At 70.2% G+C, this 21051-nt stretch carries 19 protein-coding genes; 14 read left to right on the forward strand and 5 right to left on the reverse strand.

Annotated elements, in window-relative coordinates:
- Positions 1–4: 4 nt before the first annotated feature.
- On the reverse strand, positions 5–1003 hold the full coding sequence (locus ACWD2L_RS22910) for a LacI family DNA-binding transcriptional regulator (protein WP_451190881.1): 999 nt from the start codon (positions 1001–1003) through the stop codon (positions 5–7).
- 247 nt (positions 1004–1250) lie between these two features.
- On the opposite strand from ACWD2L_RS22910, the gene ACWD2L_RS22915 reads away from it, so the two are divergent.
- From ACWD2L_RS22915 to ACWD2L_RS22945, 7 genes are all read left to right on the forward strand, one after another.
- Entirely contained in the window at positions 1251–2390 is a 1140-nt protein-coding gene (locus ACWD2L_RS22915) for a cupin domain-containing protein (protein WP_451190884.1), read from the forward strand.
- 5 nt (positions 2391–2395) lie between these two features.
- Positions 2396–3091 carry an alpha/beta fold hydrolase gene (locus ACWD2L_RS22920; RefSeq protein ID WP_451190887.1) on the forward strand — a complete coding sequence of 232 codons (696 nt, stop codon included), beginning with the start codon at positions 2396–2398 and terminating at the stop codon, positions 3089–3091.
- 91 nt (positions 3092–3182) lie between these two features.
- On the forward strand, positions 3183–4493 hold the full coding sequence (gene hisD, locus ACWD2L_RS22925) for a histidinol dehydrogenase (protein WP_451190890.1): 1311 nt from the start codon (positions 3183–3185) through the stop codon (positions 4491–4493).
- Complete coding sequence (locus ACWD2L_RS22930) at positions 4490–5269, forward strand: SDR family NAD(P)-dependent oxidoreductase (protein WP_451190893.1); 780 nt, start codon at positions 4490–4492, stop codon at positions 5267–5269. The genes hisD and ACWD2L_RS22930 overlap by 4 nt, the downstream gene beginning before the upstream one ends.
- Entirely contained in the window at positions 5266–6033 is a 768-nt protein-coding gene (locus ACWD2L_RS22935; protein ID WP_451190896.1) for an HpcH/HpaI aldolase family protein, read from the forward strand. The genes ACWD2L_RS22930 and ACWD2L_RS22935 overlap by 4 nt, the downstream gene beginning before the upstream one ends.
- Before the next feature lie 100 nt (positions 6034–6133).
- Positions 6134–7501, forward strand: coding sequence for an MFS transporter (locus ACWD2L_RS22940; RefSeq protein WP_451190898.1), 1368 nt, complete (start codon positions 6134–6136; stop codon positions 7499–7501).
- 88 nt (positions 7502–7589) lie between these two features.
- Complete coding sequence (locus ACWD2L_RS22945; protein ID WP_451190901.1) at positions 7590–8588, forward strand: ester cyclase; 999 nt, start codon at positions 7590–7592, stop codon at positions 8586–8588.
- Between the two features lie 349 nt (positions 8589–8937).
- Here the strand turns inward: ACWD2L_RS22945 and ACWD2L_RS22950 are convergent, their stop codons facing one another.
- From ACWD2L_RS22950 to ACWD2L_RS22960, 3 genes are all read right to left on the reverse strand, one after another.
- Positions 8938–9393 carry a GntT/GntP/DsdX family permease gene (locus tag ACWD2L_RS22950; RefSeq protein ID WP_451190904.1) on the reverse strand — a complete coding sequence of 152 codons (456 nt, stop codon included), beginning with the start codon at positions 9391–9393 and terminating at the stop codon, positions 8938–8940.
- Between the two features lie 114 nt (positions 9394–9507).
- Positions 9508–10134 (reverse strand): histidine phosphatase family protein, encoded by a 627-nt coding sequence (locus tag ACWD2L_RS22955; protein WP_451190907.1) that lies wholly within the window; start codon positions 10132–10134, stop codon positions 9508–9510.
- A gap of 48 nt (positions 10135–10182) precedes the next feature.
- A complete protein-coding gene (locus tag ACWD2L_RS22960; protein WP_451190910.1) occupies positions 10183–10620 on the reverse strand; it encodes a pyridoxamine 5'-phosphate oxidase family protein in 438 nt (145 codons plus the stop codon).
- 270 nt (positions 10621–10890) lie between these two features.
- Here ACWD2L_RS22960 and ACWD2L_RS22965 point away from each other — a divergent pair, with 270 nt between their 5' ends.
- Positions 10891–11805, forward strand: a complete 915-nt coding sequence (locus ACWD2L_RS22965; protein WP_451190913.1) for an endonuclease/exonuclease/phosphatase family protein — start codon at positions 10891–10893, stop codon at positions 11803–11805.
- 130 nt (positions 11806–11935) lie between these two features.
- On the forward strand, positions 11936–14662 hold the full coding sequence (locus tag ACWD2L_RS22970) for a beta-N-acetylglucosaminidase domain-containing protein (protein ID WP_451190916.1): 2727 nt from the start codon (positions 11936–11938) through the stop codon (positions 14660–14662).
- Between the two features lie 99 nt (positions 14663–14761).
- Here ACWD2L_RS22970 and ACWD2L_RS22975 read toward each other — a convergent pair whose 3' ends face one another.
- On the reverse strand, positions 14762–15721 hold the full coding sequence (locus ACWD2L_RS22975; protein ID WP_451190919.1) for an ABC transporter substrate-binding protein: 960 nt from the start codon (positions 15719–15721) through the stop codon (positions 14762–14764).
- Between the two features lie 627 nt (positions 15722–16348).
- Here ACWD2L_RS22975 and ACWD2L_RS22980 point away from each other — a divergent pair.
- From ACWD2L_RS22980 to ACWD2L_RS23000, 5 genes are all read left to right on the forward strand, one after another.
- Positions 16349–17347, forward strand: coding sequence for an amino acid ABC transporter permease (locus ACWD2L_RS22980; RefSeq protein WP_451190922.1), 999 nt, complete (start codon positions 16349–16351; stop codon positions 17345–17347).
- Positions 17348–17629: 282 nt separating this feature from the next.
- Positions 17630–18166 carry a winged helix-turn-helix domain-containing protein gene (locus tag ACWD2L_RS22985; protein ID WP_451190925.1) on the forward strand — a complete coding sequence of 179 codons (537 nt, stop codon included), beginning with the start codon at positions 17630–17632 and terminating at the stop codon, positions 18164–18166.
- Positions 18167–18334: 168 nt separating this feature from the next.
- Positions 18335–19564, forward strand: a complete 1230-nt coding sequence (locus ACWD2L_RS22990) for an acyl-CoA dehydrogenase family protein (RefSeq protein WP_451190928.1) — start codon at positions 18335–18337, stop codon at positions 19562–19564.
- A 131-nt stretch (positions 19565–19695) separates the two neighbouring features.
- The gene (locus ACWD2L_RS22995) at positions 19696–19797 is read left to right on the forward strand and encodes a putative leader peptide (protein ID WP_451190930.1); all 102 of its coding nucleotides are present in this window, start codon (positions 19696–19698) and stop codon (positions 19795–19797) included.
- A gap of 113 nt (positions 19798–19910) precedes the next feature.
- Positions 19911–21017, forward strand: a complete 1107-nt coding sequence (locus ACWD2L_RS23000; RefSeq protein WP_451190933.1) for an ABC transporter substrate-binding protein — start codon at positions 19911–19913, stop codon at positions 21015–21017.
- Positions 21018–21051: the final 34 nt, after the last annotated feature.

Below are 21051 nucleotides of genomic sequence, written 5' to 3' on the forward strand. Positions count from 1 at the left end.
GGGTTCAGCGGGCCTCGGCGTGGGTGGCTCTGGGGACGAACTCGGTCGGCAGGACGAGGCGTTCGCCGTTGGCGTCGACGTCTCCGGCGATCCGGCGGGCCAGCAACCGGGCGGCCTGGCAGGCGAGTTCACCCAGGTCGTGCCGGACGGTGGACAGTCGGAACACCTCCCAGGCCGCCATGGGCAGATCGTCGAAGCCGATGACGGTGAGGTCGTCGGGCACCTTGACGCCCGCCGCGAGCGCGGCGTTGAGCACGCCGATGGCGACCACGTCGTTGCCGCAGAACACGGCGGTGGGCGGTTCCGCCGCCTTCAGGAGGGAGGGCAGCGCCGCGTACCCGGTGTCGTACTCGAAGGCGCCGCGCACCACGCGGTCGTCCGGCAGCCCGATGCCGGCGTCGGCCAGGGCAAGACGGAAGCCCAGCTCGCGGTCGCGGCCGGTCGTGGTGTTGGCCGCGCCGAAGATACCGGCGATGCGGCGGTGACCGAGCCGGGCCAGCTCCTGCGCGACGAGCCGTCCGCCGCCCTCATTGTCGACGACGGAGGCGAAGTCGCCGGACCGGCCGGTGTCCCGGTTGAGGAACACGTAGGGCATGCCGCGCCGCTCCAGCAGGGCGGGCAGGCGCGAGTCGGTGGTGGCGGTCGCGAGCACGACGCCGTCGAGCGACTGGTCGAGCAGCTTCTCCTCGGCGACCGCCTCGTCGGAGCGCTCGGTGAGCAGCATCATCCGGAAGCCGAGCCGCTCCAGTTCGTCGTGGAGCGGCGCGACGACGTGCGGGTAGAACGGGTTGGTCATGTCGGTCACGATGACGCCGACCCGGCGGGTGGACCGGGTCGACAGCGTGCGGCCCGCTTCACTGGGTACGTAGCTGAGCGCCTGGGCGGCCCGTTTGATCTTCTCGCGGGTGGCCCGGGAGACACGGGGGTCGTCACGCAGGGCGCGGGACACCGTGGGCTGTGAGACACCCGCGAGTTTCGCCACGTCGTGACTCGTGATCGCCATGTCTCTCTCCTCGTCGACACCTCGTACCGCGCACCTCGTACCGCGCACAGCCCGGAATCGGAACCCGTCGCCCGGACAGTATACGTACCCCGCGCCGTATACGTATGTCTGCACCGAATTCCTTGATCGCGACCCACCCGTCGAGCATGTGGAAATTCGATACGAACCTCTTGACAGGACACACCTCCGGAGCCTGTCATGGCAATGCATACGTATTCCACGCTTGCTTGTTCACCAGGGAGCCCCCATGCCCGATGCCATCGTGACCACCCCCGAGCTCGAGCGCCGCACGGTGCGCCGCAGCGACTTCGTCTCGTGCAACCAGGCCTTCATCGACTGCCGTACGCCCGGCTCGGACCGGAAGGAGAACTACGCGATGATCGGGCCGGGCGTCTCGCAGTCCTCCGGCCAGCACGTCAACCTGCGCCTTCCGCACGGCTACAACATCGGCGCCGCGGCCATGCCGCACGGCATCACCAACAACCTGCACCTGCACTACACCGCCGAGGTGTTCGTCTGCACCGCCGGCGAGTACCTGCTGCGCTGGGGCGCCGACGGCGAGGAGGGTGAACTCCCGCTGATTGCCGGGGACATCGCGTCCATTCCCACCTGGATCTTCCGTGGCTTCACCAACACGGGTCCTGACGACGGCTGGCTGTTCACTGTCCTCGGCCATGACCGCACCGGCGGCATCATCTGGGGCCCCTCGGTCCTGCGCGACGCGGCCGAGCACGGCCTGTACCTCAGCGCCGACAACCAGCTGATCGACACTGATGCCGGGGACACCCTCCCGCCGGAGTCCGAGCGGCTCACGCCGATGGCGCAGGAGCACATCGACCGGCTGCGCCACTACAGCGCCGAGGAGATGAAGCGCCGGGTCGCCGCGGCCGACGAGCTCGTGTGGTCCGAGCACCCGTTCCTCGACAGCAGCCTGCCGGGCGGCGGCGCGCGCCTGAGCTGCGTCATCGGCTACGGCATGACCGAGGACCCACACCAGGAGCCGCGCGTGTTCAACCCGCACGGCCACAACGTCGCCTGGCTGCGCGCCGAGCCCGGTCAGGGTGTCTCGCTCCACCGCCAGCAGGAGACGCAGACACTGATCGTCAAGGACGGCGAGTGGGAGGTCACCCTCAACCGCACCGACCCGGTCTCGGTGCGCCTGGGCCCGCGCGACATGCTCTCCGTACCGCAGGACGCCTGGCGCACGGTATGTAACGTCGGCGAGGAGGAGGGCGACCTCCTGGTGGTCAACTCCGGTGACGGGCGCGTCCGTCTGGAGTGGGACGAGGAGGTCCTCAAGGCAGCCGCCGACGCGGGCCTCGGCCTTGACCACAACGGATACGTCGCCCCGTACGCCCTGCTCCCCCGCTCCGCGCGCCGCTGGTGACCGGCGTGCCGCTTCCCCTGGTCGTCGTCCCCGGCATGCTCTGCGACGAGAGCCTGTGGTCGGACGTCACCTTCCCCGAGGGCCACGCCGTCCGCCACGTCGCGCTGCGGCGCCCTGACATCAGCGCGCTCGCGGACGATGTGCTGGCCGCGGCGGACGGGCCGTTCGTGCTCGTGGGGCTCAGCCTGGGTGCCATCGTCGGGTTCGAGGCGCTGCGGCGGGCGCCGGAGCGGGTGGCCGGACTGTGCGTGATGGCGACGAACGCGGCCGCCCCGCGCCCCGAACAGCACGTGGCTTGGCGGGAGTTGGACGCGCTCGTCGCAGCCGGCCGGTTCGCCGGGGTGGTCGAGCGCACGCTGCCGGACATGTTCCCCGACCGCCACTGGTCCGCGGCGGACGCCGAACGCTACCGTCGTATGGCGCGGGCCGTGGGCCCCGATGCCACCCGCGCCCAGCTCGCCGCCCAGCCCACCCGCGAGGACGCCTTCGCGGCGTTGCGCTCGGCGCGCTGCCCCTCCGTCGTCCTCTCCGGTGGCCGGGACACGCTCTGCCCGCCCGCCTTCCACCACGCCATCGCCGAGGCCCTGCCGCACTCCCGGATGCGGGAACTGCCCGATGCCGGACACCTCGTGCCGTGGCAGCGGCCGGACGCCGTGGGCGCGGCGCTGCAGGACCTGGTCGCCGCGGTCGCCGCCGCCTGACACACCGTCCCCGTACCCACACCATTCCCGTATCCACCACCTCCGTACCGACCATCTACGCACCCAACAAAGCGAGTTGAAGAGAGTCGTCATGCCCCGACACCTCAAGTCCCCCGTCCCCGCCGCCGAGGTGACCGCCGCCCGCGCGGACGTCGCCGACCGGGTGCGCGCCATCCTCGACGACGTCCGCGAGCGCGGCGACGAGGCCGTGCGCCAGTACTCCGAGAAGTTCGACAACTGGAGCCCGGAGTCCTTCCGGCTGTCGTCCGAGGAGATCGAGCGCATCGTCGCCGGTGTCCCGGAGCAGGTCCTGGACGACATCCGGTTCGTGCAGGAACAGGTGCGCACCTTCGCCCAGGCGCAGCGGGACTCGATGCTCGACGTCGAGATCGAGACGCTGCCCGGCGTCCGGCTCGGCCACCGGCACGTCCCCGTCGCCTCCGCCGGCGCGTACGTGCCGGGCGGCCGTTACCCGCTGACGGCCTCGGCGCACATGACGATCGTGACCGCGAAGGTCGCGGGTGTGCCCCGCGTCGTCGCTTGCACCCCGCCCATCCGGGGCGAGATCCCGGCCGCGACGGTCGCGGCGATGCACCTGGCGGGCGCCGACGAGATCTACCTGCTGGGCGGTGTCCAGGCCGTCGCGGCGATGGCCGTGGGGACCGGGACGATCGGCAGCGTGCCGATGCTGGCGGGACCGGGCAACGCGTATGTGGCCGAGGCCAAGCGTCAGCTGTTCGGCGAGGTGGGCATCGACCTGTTCGCCGGGCCCACGGAGATCCTGGTGATCGCGGACGAGCACGCGGACCCGTTCGTGGTCGCCGTCGACCTGCTGTCGCAGGCCGAGCACGGCCCGGACTCCCCCGCTGTCCTCGTCACCACGTCGGAGGAGCTGGGGCGTGAGGTCGAGCGGCACATCGAGCGGCTGCTGCCGGGCATGCCGACGAAGGACTTCGCGGAGCCGGCCTGGCGCGACCACGGGGAGATCGTCGTGGCCGACACCCTCGACGAGGCCTTCGAGATCGCCGACTCGTACGCCAGCGAGCACGTCGAGGTACTGACCGAGAACCCGCGCCAGGCACTGGACAAGATGCGCGACTACGGCGCACTCTTCCTCGGCGAGGGTACGTGTGTCAGTTACGGCGACAAGGTCATCGGCACCAACCACGTCCTGCCCACCCGCGGCGCCGCCCGCTACACGGGCGGCCTGTGGGTCGGCAAGTACCTCAAGACGGTCACCCACCAGGAGGTCACCGACACCGCTTCGTCGGCGCTGCTCGGCGAGGTGTGCGGGCGCGCCGCCCGCGTGGAGCTCTTCGAGGGGCACGCGCGTTCCGGCGACGTCCGCGCCGCGAAGTACGGCGACAAGACGCTGGAGTGGAACGAGGAGGCCGGCGCATGACCACCGACCGCACCACGACACCCCTCGCCGGGCGGACGGCGCTCGTGACCGGGGGCGGCAGCGGTCTGGGCCGCGCCATCACCCGCTCACTCCTTGCCGACGGCGCCCGCGTCGTCATCACGGGCCGCGACGTGGACACCCTGGAACGCACCGCCGACGACCTCGGCCCCGGCGTCGTCCCCCAGATGTGCGACGTGTCCCGCCCCGCGGACGTCGACGCGCTCGCCGAGGCACTCGCGGACGACGAGATCTCGGTCCTGGTCAACAACGCGGGCATCGCGGGCCCCGTGGCACCGCTGACCGAGATCGCGCCCGAGGACTGGGACGAGGTCTTCGACATCAACGTGCGCGGCGTGTTCCTGATGTGCCGGGCGTTCCTGCCCGCGATGACCCGTCGTGGCTCCGGTGATGTCATCAACCTCGCCTCCGTGTCGGGCAAGCGCCCGCTCCTGCGACGCACCCCGTACTGCGCGTCGAAGATGGCGGTCATCGGCCTGACGACCACGCTGGCTGGCGAGGTGGGACCGCAGGGCGTCACCGTCAACTCCATGTCCCCCGGCCCGGTTTCGGGACCACGCATGGAGCGCAACTTCCGCCTGGAGGCGGAGCGCACGGGCAGCAGCTACGCCGAGGCCGAGGAGGCCTTCGTATCGCGTGCCGCGCTCGGGCGGATGGTGACCGAGGAGGAGGTCGGCGAGGCGGTGAGCGCGATGCTGCGGATGCGAGGCATGTGCGGCGCCGATGTCGACCTGTCGGCGGGGATGGTGGCCCGATGACCGTTACACGTACCCCGCGCCGCAGCCTCAAACAGCGTCTGGCGGACGGCGATCCGCTGCGCGGCGGGCTGCTGCGGCTGCCATCGGAGACGCTGGTGGAGATGGCGGGCGTCGCCGGTCTGGACTTCGTGGTCATCGACTGCGAGCACGGCCCCGCGGACACCGCCCTGCTCCAGCAGCACATCATGGCGGCCGAGACCCATGGCATCGACGTCCTCGTACGCGTCGGAAGCCACGAACCCGCGCTCGCCCTGCGCGCACTCGACCTCGGTGCGTCCGGGCTCATCCACCCGCACGTGGACAGCGCCGAGGACGCCCGGCTGGCCGTGGCCGCGAGCCACTACCCACCGTGGGGCGAGCGGGGCTTCGCCACGTACAGCAGATCGGGGCGGTTCGGCACGGTCACCGCGGCCGAGCATGTGGCCGCGTCCCGGGAAACGTTGGTCGTCCCGATGATCGAGACACGGCGTGCGTGCGCCGCGGCCGACGAGATCGCCGGCACCGATGGCGTGGACGCGGTTCTGGTGGGCCCCGCCGACCTGGCGGCGGACTGCGGCTTCCCGGAGCAGTCCGTCGTGAACGAACTGATCGGGCAGGCCCATCGGGCGACGTACGAGCACGGGCGCACGGTGATGTCGATCGTGCCCAACCTGCCGTCGGCGCAGGCCGCGGAGGAGTCCGGGGCCCGCCTGATCGTCTTCAACCTGGCGCAGGTCCTGATGGACACCATGAGCGCCCTGGCCCGTCCCGTCCCCACCTCTTGACGCCCCACCCCGGGAACCTTACGGTTCACCCCTAACCCCTCGTTCATACGTATGCACTTGCGCATGCACACCCCTCATCCGCAGCGCGATCGGAGCAGCCATGTCCTCTGCAGCGCCACCCCGCACAAGCCCCGCGTCCGCCCCCGAGGCGGCGGAGAAGCGGAGCGCGATTCGCCGGGCCATCGGCGCGGGCAGCGTCGGTAACTTCGTCGAGCAGTTCGACTACGGCCTGTACGGCTACATGGCGCCGATCATGGCCCCGGCGTTCTTCCCCGAGAGCGACAAGACCCTGGCGGTGCTCGGCACATACGCGATCCTCGCGATCGCATGCCTGGTCCGTCCGCTCGGCGGGACCTTCCTCGGCCGCTGGGGCGACCGGGTGGGTCGCAGGAAGACCCTGCTGTGGACCCTCGTGGCCATGGGTGTGTCCACCGCCCTCGTCGCGGTCCTGCCCACATACCACCAGGTCGGCATCCTGGCGCCGCTCCTGCTCCTGGCGCTCCGCGTGGTCCAGGGCGTCGTCTCCGGCGGCGAGTACGTCGGCGCGGTCGCCTTCATCGTCGAGTGGGCCGAGCCCAACAAGCGGGCGTACTACACCTCGTACGCCTCCAACAGCTGCTTCGTGGGCACGCTGGCCGGCGCCGGTGTGGCCGCGCTGACCAGCTGGGTGTTCGAGGGGCCCGCGCTGGACTCGTGGGGGTGGCGCATGCCGTTCCTGCTGGCGATCCCGCTCAGCCTCATCGGCCTGTGGATGCGCAGCCGCATCTCGGAGAGCCCGGAGTTCATGCGGGCCACCGAGGACGGCACCGATGTCGTCAAGTCGCCCGTGATCGAGGCCCTTCGCTCGCAGTGGCGGCCCATCCTGGTCTACTGCGGGATCTCCATCATGTGCGCGATCCTGTCCTACACCTGGGTCACGTTCTATCCGCAGTACCTGACGAACACGCTCGGCCTGCCGCGCTGGATGGGCCTGGCCTCCAACGCCATCTCGATCGCCGTCCTCATCCCGCTGCTGCCGCTGGCCGGCAAGCTCTCGGACCGCATCGGACGCAAGCCGATGCTCATCACGGGCGCCATCGCCTGCATCGTGCTGGTCCCGCTGGCCTTCCGGGTCGGCGAGGCGGGCACGTTCAGCGCCGCCATCTTCAGCCAACTCATCTATCTGATACCGGAGTTCTTCCTCACCGGCATCATCACCGTCTGCGCGGCCGAACTGTTCTCCACCCGGACCCGGTTCAGCGCGAGCGCCATCGCGTACAACAGCTCGTTCTCCATCTTCATGGGGATCACCCCGTTCGTCGCGACGCTGCTGGTCGACACCTTCGGCTCCATCTACGCCGTGTGGGCCTACCTGGCGGCGGGTGCCTTCCTGGCCCTCGTCGTCGTGACCGGGTTCATGACGGAGACGTACCGGAGCCAGCTGGGCGCGGACAAGTTCCCCCGCCAGGACACACCACAGCCCGCCTGATCCCGAGGCCCGCACCCTCTTGCCCGACACACCACACATCAGTCACGCTACATACGCATTCACACAGCACTGGAACGGAAGAAGCACCATGGCCCTGGACCCCGTCGCGTACGAGCCCTATAACGACCCCGACGAGTTCATCCGCGAGGTGACCGACCGCATCTGGGTCGCGCGGGACATCGCCCACATCGTCGACAACTACGAGCCCGACTCGATCGTCCACGCCAGCCTCGGTACGGTCGTCGGCCGCGACGGCGTGATCGAAGGCAGCACGATGCGGATGGCCGCCGTGCCGGGCCACATCGGCCAGGCCGAGGACGTGGTGTGGGAGGCGCGCGGGGACGACGCGTTCCTCAGCTCGCACCTGGTCTTCTCCGCCGACGAGCACCTCGTGGACGGCCGCAACGTCCGCGTCCGCAAGCGCACCTTCGCCAACTGCCTCTACCGGCGCGGCCGCATGGTCGAGGAGTGGGTGGTGCGCGACGACCTGGCGGACTGCCTTCAGCTCGGCATCGACCCGGACGAGGCCGCCCGGGACCTGCAATTCCAGGGCTACACCGGGTCGATGACCGAGGAGCCGCCGAAGGACGTACTCGTGGAGGGTGTCAGCGGGCCGCGCCCCGACGACTTCCGCCCCGAGTGCGAGATGGTCCTCGAGTTCATCGACCGTGTCTGGTCGCGGCGCGAGCTCAACAAGGTCAACGACTTCATGGCGCGCGACCTCTTCCTGCACACCATCGGCGACCGCACCGTGATCCGGCCGGAGCGCTACCAGGCCGATCTGCTGGACATGGTCGGCCCCTTCCCCGACGCGCGCTTCTCCGTGCTGGACGTCCAGACGCACCACGCGGAGCGGTACGCGGGGCTGCGCATCGCCGTGACCTGGACGATGCACGGCACGTACCGCGGCATCCCGGCCTTCGGCCCGATCACCGGAAAGCCGGTCACGATGCTCGGTGTCTCGCAGTTCACGATCCAGGACGGGCGCATCGTGAAGGAGGTCCGCGTGTACGACGAGATCGCGCTGCGCGCGCAGATCAACGCGGGCCGTGAGGACGGCGCGGACGTCGCGGCGAACATCTACTGATTCCCTCTGTTTCCGCCGCCCCTTGCGGGACGGATGCGGGCCCGGCGCCATGGCGCGCCGGGCCCGCACCCGTCTTTGCCACGCCGAAGTGGCCGCGCGCCGCGCCGTCGTGGGCAGCCCCGGCCGACGCCGTGCCTCGTACCGTGCGATGTCCTCGTCGTGCCGCATCGTCAGGTCGATGTCGTCGAGACCGGCCAGGAGCCGGTGGCGGTCGGCCTCCGGCACCTGGAAGGGCATCGGTTCCAGGCCGGGGCAACGACCCGGCACCGTTCGAGATCGACGGTGATACGGGTGGTGGGTTCGCGGTCGAGCAGCCCGTAGAGCAGCATCGTGCCCAGCGGCACGTCCATCAGCGCGGCGATGGCGGCATCCGGCGCGGGCCGACCCCGCGCATCAGGGCTTCCACCAGGCGGCCGATCGCCCCGCATCGCCGCAGCAGTGCCCCGGTGAGCACCCCGAACACGGCGAGCCGACCGATCTCCGCCATGAGGTCGTCGAACCCCTTGGTGATGGCCTTGACCGTGCCCGCGCCGCCGAGACCGGAGGTGATGCCGAGGTAGGAGGACGCGAGCAGCAGCGCGATGACGGGATGCACCCGCCACCGGACGATCAGCAGGACCGTCGCCGTTACGGCGACGGCGGTGTTCGCCAGGATCAGCGTGTCTGTCGTGTGTGCATCCCCGAGGCCCCGAGCCGGCGCGGCGGGGTGGTCGACGTCGCTGTCCCGGGGGTGCGGCGTCCCCCTTCCACGGCCGATCGGTCCACTGGACGGGGCACGGCCGAGTGCAGGCCAGAAAGCTGGCATCGCACTGCCGTTGTGAGAAGAGATGCGTGAATTGTTGAACCAGTGGTCAGGTGAAACCGCGTTCTGTGTGGCCGGACGGCACAACTGGCCACGCTCCAGGCGGGTTTCTCGACGTCAGTACAGATGGCGCGTGTCCCCGAGGACAACGACCTGCCGGTTGTGGAAGTAGTCGTCTTCGCGCAGGGTCGTGATGCTTCCGGCGGGGGCCCGGAAACTCGCGTAACCGACGGACTCGATCGGCATCTTGATCCAAGATGCCACCACGAACGTCAGGGAACCCCCGTGCGTGACCACGATCTGGTGTGCGCACGGCCGGCGCAGGATGTCGTCCATGGCGGCGTAAATGCGCTGCACGCAGGCCGCCTTGGTCTCAGCACCCGCCACGCCCTCGTCGTGTCGCAGTCGCTCGCCGTGCGCCGGCGGCGGGACGAATCGCCGGTCCAGCCACTCCTGCGGCATGCCGCCCGCCTCTCCGTAGGACTTCTCCCGCAGCCTCCGGTCCAGGACCGGTCGCAGGCCGAACAGCTCGCCGATCGCATCGGCCGTCTGCCGGGTACGCCGCAGGTCCGAGGCGAACAGGTCCACCTCGGCCTCGTCCGGGATGTGGGACCGCAGCGCCCGGGCGATGGAGTCCGCCGCACGGAGGCCGCGGGGCGTCAGCCGGGAGTCGTGCCAGCCGCCGACGACATCCTCGACGTGGTGTGTCGCTTCAGGGTGCGTGACGACGTGCAGCGTGCGCATGAGGGTGTGCCCTTCACTGCAGTGACGAGTGCCGAGTGCCGTGTTCCGTCAGGACCGCGCGGCGGAGTAGCTGAGGTCCTTGGCCGTGAGCGAGTCGGGGCTCAACTTCAGCCACACCGTGCCCCGTTCGCTCGGATCGTCGTACAGATAGCTCACGAACCGCTCGTCCCACAGCGCCTCGTCCGCTCCCAGGTAGCGGGCCAGCTTACGCCGGCCCCGCGGCACGTCGAAGGGCAAGAGCTCGGCCCGCCCCCGGGCGATCACCTGCTGAACGCGCCCCGTCGCGACCTCGCAGTCGTCCACGACGAGCGCGACGGCCGGGTCCCGCCGCACACGGTGGAACAGTCGGGTCCACGGCCCGGTCAACACCCAGAACGCACCGTCCTCCCAGAGGAACCAGACGGGGCGGACGGTGGGCCCATTGGTGGCGAGGCGCGCGGTGAGCGGCTGCCGCAGGAACGTGTCCACATCGAAGTCTCGAGACATCACACCGCCCACCCTGTGGTGTCACGCGCCGCCTGTCGACCGACCTGCGACCTACGACTTCCGGCCCAAGTCGGCGTGAGCAGGATCCCTCCGTCCCCCGCATCACTCCAACACGCCCTGGGCACTAAGGAGTCAAGGGCCCACAGACGTCACATCCACCGCCGCCGAACGTTCATCTCCGCCTCACCCGAGCTTGCCACAGTGGGTCCTTTGCCCAGGGTCCGCCTTTTGGATCAGGCCCTGGCACCCAACACACCGGGAGGATCACCCATGACCGAGCACCCCCGCCTCACGCGCCGCCACGGGCTGCGTGCCGCACTCGCCGTGGCCGCGGCGCTTCCCGCCGCCGCGGCGGTCACCACCACCACCGCCACGCCCGCGAGCGCTGCGCCGGCGGGCCGCGGAGGGCGTCTGCACGTCATGACGTTCAACCTCCGCTACGCCTCCGACACCTCGCCCCATTCCTGGGCCGACCGCCGCCCCGTGATGCGCGAGCTGCTCCGCGCGCAGCAGCCGCACGTCATCGGCACCCAGGAGGGGCTGTACCACCAACTCCAGGACATTCACGCCGACTTGGGTGAGCACTACGCCTGGATCGGCACGGGCAGAGCGGGCGGCAGCCGGGACGAGTTCGGCACCGTCTTCTACGACACGCGGCGGCTGCGCCCCGTCGAGTACGACCACTTCTGGCTCTCCGACACCCCCGAGCTGATCGGCTCGAAGAGCTGGGGCAACTCGGTGATCCGGATGGCCACATGGGTGCGCTTCGCGGACCTCTCCGAAGGCGGTGAGGAGTTCTACGTCCTCAACACCCACTTCGACCACCAGGTCCAGCTCTCCCGCGTGAAGTCGGCGGAGCTGATCGCCTCGCGGATCGCGGCCCTTGACCAGTCCTTGCCGCTGCTGATGACCGGCGACTTCAACGTGGCCGCGCACGGCAACCCGGTCTACGACCAGCTCCTCGCCACGGGCCTCAGGGACACCTGGGACGCGGCCGCCGAACGCAGCAAGCTCTACGCGACGTTCCACGGTTACAAGCCGCTCGTCCCGGACGGCGACCGCATCGACTGGATCCTCGCCACACCGGGCGTGACCGTGCACTCCGCGGCCATCAACACGTACGAGAAGAACGGCCAGTACCCCAGCGACCATCTGCCGGTCCAGGTGAGGCTCACGCTCGGCTGAGTTCCGTCTTGCTTGCCGTGGTGCGTGAAGTTGCTCGAACTCCCGCTGTTTCACGCACCATTGACGCCACATCGCCAAAGTGGTCTAGTCCGCTAGAGCATGTTTCATGTGCCCACCGTGGAGGTTCACTATGTTCCGCCCGAAGCACAGATCCCGTAGGACACCGTTCCTCAGGACGCCGCTCGTCGCCGTCCTCGCCGTGGCGGCCCTGACCGCCGCTCCCCTCACGTTCGGCTCGGGCCCGGCCGTCGCCGGGTCGGGGGCCGGGGCCGATGAGGGCGCGCCCACCATCACCCCGGCCCCGCACAGCGAGCGGCAACGCTCAGACCGGGTCACCATCACCCCCGCCGTCACGGTCGTCACCGGCGCGAAGTCCGACCCGGCCGCCGTGAAGCTGACCACCGCCGCACTGAAGGCGGCCGGTGCGCGGGAGGTCACCACCACGCGGAAGGCTCCCGCCGGCTCCGGTTCGCTGGCGGTCTACGTCGGCGGGCCTTCCGAGAATCCGGCCGCATCGGGCGCGCTCGACGCCCTGCGCACCGACGGCCCTGCCGGGCTCGCCGCCGAGGGATACGTCCTCGCCATGGGCGGCAAGGGCGCGGGCCGCATCGTCCTGTCGGGCGCCGATCCGACCGGCACGTACTACGCGGCGCAGTCACTGCGCCAGGTGCTGCCGCACAGCAAGGCCCCCGGTGCCACCGTGCGAGGTCTGGCCGTGCGCGACTGGCCGGCGACGCCGGTGCGTGGTGTCATCGAGGGCTTCTACGGCACCCCGTGGTCGCACGAGGCGCGCCTGGACCAACTCGACTACTACGGCGAGCACAAGATGAATATCTACGTCTACTCGCCGAAGGACGACCCGTATCTGCGCGCCAAGTGGCGCGACCCGTATCCGGCCGAACAGCTTGACCAGATCCGGGAGTTGGTGGACCGGGCGCGGGCGAACCACGTGGAGTTCACCTACGCGCTCTCCCCCGGCCTGAGCGTCTGTTACAGCTCCGACGCCGATCTCAAGGCGCTCACCGACAAGTTCCAGGCGCTGTGGGACATCGGAGTGCGGCAGTTCGCGGTGCCGCTGGACGACATCAGTTACACCGACTGGAACTGCGACGCGGACAAGGCGAAGTGGGGCACGGGCGGCGGCGCCGCCGGCCAGGCGCAGGCGTACTTGCTCAACCGCGTCAACCAGCAGTTCATCAAGACCCATGACGGCGCCCTGCCGCTGCAAATGGTGCCGACGGAGTACTACAACACCACCTCCACGCCGTACAAGACGGCGATCGCCGAGCAGCTCGACAAGGATGTGCTCGTCGAGTGGACGGGCGAGGGTGTCGTGGCACCGACGATGACGGTGGCTCAGGCGAAGCGGGCCAAGGCGGTCTTCGGGCACTCGATCCTGACGTGGGACAACTATCCCGTCAATGACTTCGCGACCGGGCGGCTGTTCCTCGGCCCGTTCAGCGGACGCGAGAAGGGGCTTGCCGAGGAGTTGGCCGGGATCACCGCCAACCCGATGATCCAGCCGTACGCATCGAAGCTCGCCCTGCACACCGTCGCCGACTACACGTGGAACGACTCGTCGTACGACGCCGACGCCTCCTACCGCGCCGCCGTCGAGGAGATGGCCGGTGGGAACGCCAAGGTCGCGCGGGCGCTGCGGGCGTTCACGGACGTCAACCACAGTTCGCGGATGGACTCCGTGGAGGCGCCGGAGCTGGCGAAGCTGATGGAGGGGTACTGGGACGGTTCCGTCCCGGCCTCCCGGCTGACCGCCGCGTTCGCGGAGCTGCGGGGCGCGCCGGCGACGGTACGGGGCGGTGTCGAGAAGGGCTTCGTCGAGGACTCCGGGCCGTGGCTGGACTCGGCCGGAGCCTGGGGTGAGGCCGGGGTGGCGGCGGTGCGGATGCTGGAGGAGCAGCGCGCCGGACACACCGACGCGGCCTGGACGCTCCGCCAGCGGCTGCCCGAACTGGTCACCAAGGCGACGTCGTACCGGTACACCGACCTCAATGGCAGCAAGGTCCCGGTGGTCGTCGGTGAAGGTGTGCTCGAACCGTTCTTCGCGAAGGTGCGGGACACGTCCAACAAGGACCTCGGCCTGCCTCCGCAGCCGACCGGCACGACCAAGTTGCCCATCTACAACGGCAATACGGCGGACCGGATGACGGACGGCGACGACTCCACGTACTTCTGGAGCAGCCGGGAACCGAGGACGGGCGAGGGTGTCGGTGTCGACCTGGGCGGTGAGCAGCCGCTCGGCTCGGTGACCGTGGCCATGGGCAAGTCCGGCAGCACCGAGGACTACCTGCACAAGGGTGTCCTGGAGTACTCGTCGGACGGCACGACGTGGCACGCGCTGGGCGCGGAGTTCAGCGGGAAGGCTACGTGGGCGGCGGATGCGCCCAGCGGCACGACCGCCCGGTACGTGCGCGCCCGCGCGACGGCCGATCAGACGAACTGGCTGGTCGTCCGGGAGTTCACGGTGGCACGCACCGACCGCCCGACGGTGAGCGGTGGCCCGGAGGCGGCGGATGGCAGCAGCCTCGCGGCGGCGGCGGACGGCGTCCTGGAGAACGCCTACCGTGCCGCCTCCACCCCTGCCTCGGGTGACGCGCTCACGGTGGCGTACCCGGCGCCGCGTGCCATGTCCTCGGTGACAGTGCTGCGCCCTGACGACGCGGCCACCACGAAGGCCCAGGCGCAGCTGCGCGTCGACGGCACGTGGCAGGATCTCGGCCCGCTCGGCGGCCCCGTCACCTCCCTGCCCGCGCCCGCCGGGACGAACGCGGACGCGGTGCGGCTCGTGTGGGGTGATGGCTTGGCCGCCCCGGTGGTGAGCGAGGTGATCGCCCGGTAGGCGAGGTGATCGCCCATTAGGCGAGGTGTCTTGAACGACGCGGGTGCGGGAAAACCCCGGGAAATCCCTACCGGTTTCCCGCACCCGCACGGCACGCCCTCAGGTGTGCTCGGGCGGATTGATGCGTGATGTCTCGATCGCGGACTCGGACGTGCCCCACTTCTTGAGGATCCGCTCGTACGTCCCGTCCTTGACCAGCTCGTTGACGGCGGCCCGGAACGCCTTGGTGAGCCGGGAGTCCTTCTTGAAGGCGAAGCCGACGTCGAGACGGTGGAACTCGCCGAGGAAGGTGGTCTGCGAGGCGGACTTGCTCGCCTGGTAACGCAGGCCGTTGATGGTCGACATGATCACGTCAATACGGCCCTGTTGGAGCGCCGTGAGGGTGGCGCCGTTGTCGGAGAAGACCTGCACGTCGTACGGCTTCTTGCCCGCCTTGGTGCAGCGTGTCTTCTGCGCGTCGAGGGTGGCCTCGAACGTCGTGCCCGCGCCGACGCCTATGTGCCGTCCGCAGAGCTGCGTGAGGTCGGTGATCTTCTTGCCGAACGAGGTGTCACCCGTCTTGACCGCGAAGCCCTGGCCGTCGTTGATGTAGGTGACGAAGTCGATGGTCTTCAGACGCTCGCCGGTGACACCGAAGTTGCCGGTTCCGAGGTCGTACTTGCCGCTCTCCAGCGCGGGCAGGATCGTCTCGAACGAGGCGTCCTGGCGCCGGAGTTGGATGCCGAGCACCTTGGCCGCGGCGTCGGCGAGGTCGATGTCCAGGCCCACGGGCTTCTTGCCGGTGCCGTTCGGGTAGTACGCGGCGGGCGGCCCGCCGGTCGAGCTGCCGATGCGCAACGTCCCCTTCTTGCGGACCTCGGCCGGCAGCAGCTTGGCGGCGGAGTCCACCTTGCGGACGGCGGCGACGGGGTTGCCGGTCGGCGCGGCGGCCGCCTGCGCACCCGCGCCGGCCTCGCCATCGGTGCCGGTGTCACCCGAGCCGCAGGCGGTCAGCGCGAGGAGCGGCAGCAGGAGGAGGCCGGCGAGGCGCGGGCGGGTTCTGGTCCCGGGCAGGTTCACGGGTCGGGGGCCTTTCAGGTGTGCGAACGGCGCGCGGGGCACCGCAGGCATGTCGAATGACGACCCGTCGGAGAAGGAGGGCGACAGGTCGGGACAGGTGACGGGGCAGGTGACGGGACAATGTGACGACGTCGAGCATCGTGAGGTGTCACGAGGAGCCGTGAGGTGTCACGGGAACTCGTGAAGGGAGGGCTCGCGGCAGCGCGCGCCAGGAAAGAAGCTCGGCCCGCGACGGGCTCACCTAGGGAGTCACCGAGGGAGGGAAGGGCCGGTCAGAGGGCCCGCTGCCGCTTCAGACGCAACACGCCGCGGACCACACCCGACCGAAGTCGATGTGGTCACGCGAGACCAGGCGCTGGGCAGTCATGCGGACAATTGAGCCGGACATCGAGCTGTTCGTCAAGCGGCGCCCGGTCGATGTCCGGATGCCGGATGCCCTGCCCCCGCTTCCCGGGTGCCCTCGACTCGGCCGCGTCCGGGCCTTGTTGACACACCCTCGTGACGGGCGCATACGATCGAGGGCGGATCGGCCCCGCCCTTCGCGGCAGCCGCTCCGGCCGCGTTGAGGGACGCGGCGCATGTGACGACGCTCCCCCATGCCCGCGATTCCCTCCCCGGAGAGCCCCGATGACCACGTCGTACGTAGAACCCTCCCCCGCCGCACCGCCCGAGGAGCCGACACGCGAGCCCGACCGGCCCCGGATCGTGCCGCGCCGGCACCTCGGCCGCTGGGCGTCCGCCGCCGTCGCGCTGCTCGTCTTCGCGATGGTGCTGAACTCCGTGGTCCGCAACGGCGCCTTCCAGTGGGAGGTGGTGGGCCACTACTTCACCACCTCCGCCGTGCTCGACGGCCTCCTCCTGACGGTGTGGCTGACCGCCGCCGTGATGGTGCTCGGGTTCCTGCTCGGCACCGTCCTCGCGACGATGCGCCTGTCCGCCAACCCCGTTCTGCGCACGTTGAGTTGGGGCTACGTGTGGATCTTCCGGTCCACACCGCTCCTGGTGCAGCTGCTGTTCTGGTTCAACATCGGCACCCTGTATCCCACGCTCGGGCTCGGCATCCCGTTCGGCCCGGAGTTCTTCACGGTCAAGACGGTGAACCTGTTCGGCCCGACCCTCACCGCCCTGATCGGCCTGACGCTGCACGAGACCGCGTACGCCGCCGAGGTGGTCCGCGGCGGCATCGTCTCCGTGGACTCCGGACAGACCCTGGCCGCCCAGGCTCTCGGGCTGAGCAGGCGCCGCACCCTGCGCCGGATCGTCGTCCCGCAGGCGATGCGCTCGATCGTGCCGACCGCGGGGAACATGCTGATCGGCACCCTGAAGGGCACGAGCATCGTCAGCGTGCTCGCCGTGCACGACCTGCTGTACTCGGCGCAGCTCATCTACAACCAGACCTACCAGGTGATTCCCCTGCTCATGGTGGCCACGCTCTGGTACATCGCGGTCACCAGCGTGCTCAGCGTCGGGCAGTACTACGTCGAGCGACACTACGCGCGGGGCGACTCAGGGACACTTCCGCCCACTCCGCTGCGGCGACTGCGCGGTCGACTCGCCACCGTGCGTGCCTGGTTGAGCAGGGCGACGGCGACCGACGCACGCCCCGCGATCCGCGGCAGCCGGTGAGCTGCGCCACAGCTTCCCCACTTTCCCTACCGAATTACTAGGAAATACTTGACCGGGCCCGCCCGGGCACACAGGATGGTGCACATGTCCCGTACGCAGCAGCGACTCGTTCGTCGTCGGCATGTCGACTTTGGTCACGTCGTCAGCGCCGCGTGCTGTCGCGCGTAAGGCACCCGGCCCACAGGTCGGACCGTGCCGCTCCGCACGCCAATTCGCAGGCCACCAGGGCAGGTTCACCCACCGCGCCCCGGCGGGCCGAGACATCGACGAGGGACAACCCCCATGACCACGGCACCGCAGACCACCCACCCCACCGCGCCACCCTCCGACGCCCGCCACCTCAGCCTCGTCCGCGGCATCCCGCAGGGCGGCGCCGGGCAGCGCGGGTCCGTTCCGATGGTCGGATACCTGCTGCTCGTCCCCGAGGGCACCGACCCGACCGAGCTCTTCGCCGAGGGCGGCCCCCAGCCGGAGATCCGGCCGGTCGACCCCGCGGACCCACCCGCAGTCACAGCCACAGCCGCGCGGCCCACGGACTTCGACGCCATCCGCATCGACCCGGTGCGACACGTGGCCGAGCTGGAGGGGCATGAACTCGACCTCACCTACCTGGAGTTCGCGCTTCTCGCCCACCTCGTGAAGCGCCCCCACCACGTACTGACACGTGAGCTGCTGGTGACGTCCGTCTGGGGCTACGACCACGTCGGTGACGGGCGCACCGTGGACGTCCACATCGCCCGGCTCCGGCGCAAGCTGGGCAGGGCTCACCGCCATCGGATCGTCACCGTACGACGCGTGGGGTACAAGTACGTTCCCTAAGGCCTGACTTCACGCTCCTGCCCGCGCCGCGGCCTCCGGCACACCCCGGACGCCGCGGCGCCGCCCTTCGGGCGTCGGCGGGAGCCCGAGGACAGGATCCGGCGGCGACCGACCGGCAGGCGAGCTCCGACTCCGCGCCCTGCCACCGACCTTGAGGAGATCACCGTGATGGGCCCTGCCACCGCGTCGCCCCGTCCCACCTCGGCCCACGACCGGGCCGGCTCGGACCATCCGTACTGGCTGCGGGTGGCCCGCGAGGTGGCGGACGACCTCGCCACGGACGCGGTCGCCAGGGAGCAGGCGGGCAAGGCCCCCGTCGACGAGGTGTCCCGGTTGCGCGAGGCGGGCCTGCTGACACCACCGGCGTCGACCGAGACCGGCGGAGGCGGCGGGGACTGGGCCGCCGCCCTCGCCGTCGTCCGCGAGATCGCCGCCGCGGACGGCGCGATCGGCCAACTGCTGGGCTGTCACTACTTCTTGGCGGGCAGCGCCCGGTTCTTCGCCGGTCCCGCGCTCGCCGCGCAGATCGAGGAGCGGTCCGCGGCCGAGCAGTGGTGTTGGGGCGGCGGTTTCGCCCGCCAGGAGCCCGCGCTGACGTTGACCAGGAGCGGCGACGGGCTGGTGCTCAACGGGCGGCAGGACTACACCACCGGGGTCCTGGCCGCCGACCGGCTGGCCGTCCGGGCCGTACGGTCGGACACGGGCGCGCCGCTCGCCGTCGTGGTCGACGCCGACCGGCCCGGTGTCGTGATCGACGCCGCCGCGGACACCTTCGGCGGGCGGCTCGCGGCCGGCGGCAGCGTGGAGTTCGACGACGTGGCGGTCGCCGCCGACGAGGTGCTCGGCCCGCTCTCCGCGGACGAGGACTTCCTGCCGCCCCGGACGGCGCTGGCCTCGCCGGTCGCCCACCTCGTCTCCGTCCAGGTGCTGCTCGGCACGGCCGAGGGCACGCTCGCCGAGGCCCGCGAGTACAGCAGGACGGGCCAGACACCCCTGCATCCGGCCTGGCCGGTCGGCAGCCCGCACGACCCGCAGGTGCTGACCACATACGGGGAGCTGACCGTCCTCGTCCGCTCCGCGTCGGCGCTCGCCGACCAGGCGCTGGGAGCCGTACAGGACGCGCTGGCGCTCGGCGACGAGCTCGCCTACGACGCGTACGCGGAGGTCGCCGCCCTCGTGACCATGGCGGAGACCGCCGCCTCGCGGGCCGCGCAGGAGTCCACGACCCGGGCCCTGGACATCGTCGGCCCGCGCGCCGCCTCCGCATCCCTCGGCTTCGACCGTTTCTGGCGCAACGCACGCGCCCACACGCTCCACGAGCCGCTCGGGCATCAACTCCGCGACATCGGCGACTACTTCCTCAACGGCGCGCAGCCGCCGTTCGCCCTGCCCGCCTGAGGGTTTTCGCGGCGTTCTCGAAATACGAGACACGTACGTCCATATGATGAACACCCTCTTGGGGGGAGCGCCTCCTTCTGCCACGATCCCTATCTGTCAGGTAGGAAAACTGGGGAAGTCAGGGGGTGGCCATGCGAACGCGATGCCGCGCGGACCTGTCGCGCCTTCTGCTGACCTCGCGCCGCCACATCGACCTCGGCCGCACGTCCAGCGCCATCTGTCGGGCCGCCTGAGCCGTCCTCCGTCCGCCGGGCCGCCCCAAGCCGCCCACGGGACGACGGCCCGCGGTCCCACGGCGCCCAGCGCGCCTCCCCCGAGCCACCCATTTCCCCGAGAGGACACCTCCGTGTCTGCCGCACGCCCCCGCACCACCCTGCGCACCCTCGCCGCCATATCGGCGCTCCCCCTCCTGCTGACCGCGTGCGGCTACGGGTCCGAGTCGACCGACAGCGGCGACCAGGCCAAGGCCGCATCGGGCGCCAAGAAGCTCTCCGCCGACTCGGTGAAGATCGGCTACTTCCCGAACCTGACGCACGGCACCGCCCTGGTGGGCGTCCAGTCGGGCCTGCTCCAGAAGGAACTCGGCGGCACCCAGATCAAGCCGTCCACCTTCAACGCGGGCCCCTCCGAGATCGAGGCCCTCAACGCCGGCTCCATCGACATCGGCTGGATCGGCCCCTCCCCCTCCATCAACGGCTACACCAAGTCCAAGGGCAAGTCCCTGCGGATCATCGGCGGTTCGGCCTCCGGCGGCGTCAAGCTCGTCGTGAACCCGAAGAAGATCAAGTCGCTGGACGACCTCAAGGGCAAGAAGATCGCCACGCCGCAGTTCGGCAACACGCAGGACGTCGCGTTCCTCAACTGGATCGCGGAGAAGGGCTGGAAGGTCGACCCCCAGAGCGGCAAGGGCGACGTCTCCGTCGTCCGCTCGGACAACAAGATCACGCCGGACGCCTACAAGTCCGGCTCCATCGACGGCGCCTGGGTGCCCGAGCCGACCGCGTCCAAGCTCGTCTCCGAGGGCGGCAAGACCATCCTCGACGAGGCCGACCTGTGGCCCGACAAGAAGTTCGTGATCACGAACATGATCGTGTCGCAGAAGTTCCTCAAGGAACACCCGGACGTCGTCGAGGCCGTACTGCGCGGTTCGGTGAAGACCAACAAGTGGATCAACGCCAACCCGGCGAAGGCGAAGGCCTCGGCCAACGCCGCGTTGCAGAAGCTGTCGGGCAAGGCACTGCCGGCCGACGTCATCGACCCGGCCTGGAAGTCCATCGACTTCCTCGACGACCCGCTGGCCTCGACCCTCGACTCCGAGGCGAAGCACGCGGTGAAGTCCGGCCTCCTCGAGCAGCCCGACCTCAAGGGCATCTACGACCTCGACCCGCTCAACAAGGTCCTCAAGTCCGAGGGCGAGGACCAGGTCGACGACGCCGGCCTCGGTGTGAAGTAGCAACCATCGGACCGGGCACGTCACGCATCTGACG

This window comes from Streptomyces sp. NPDC002754, from assembly GCF_053592315.1.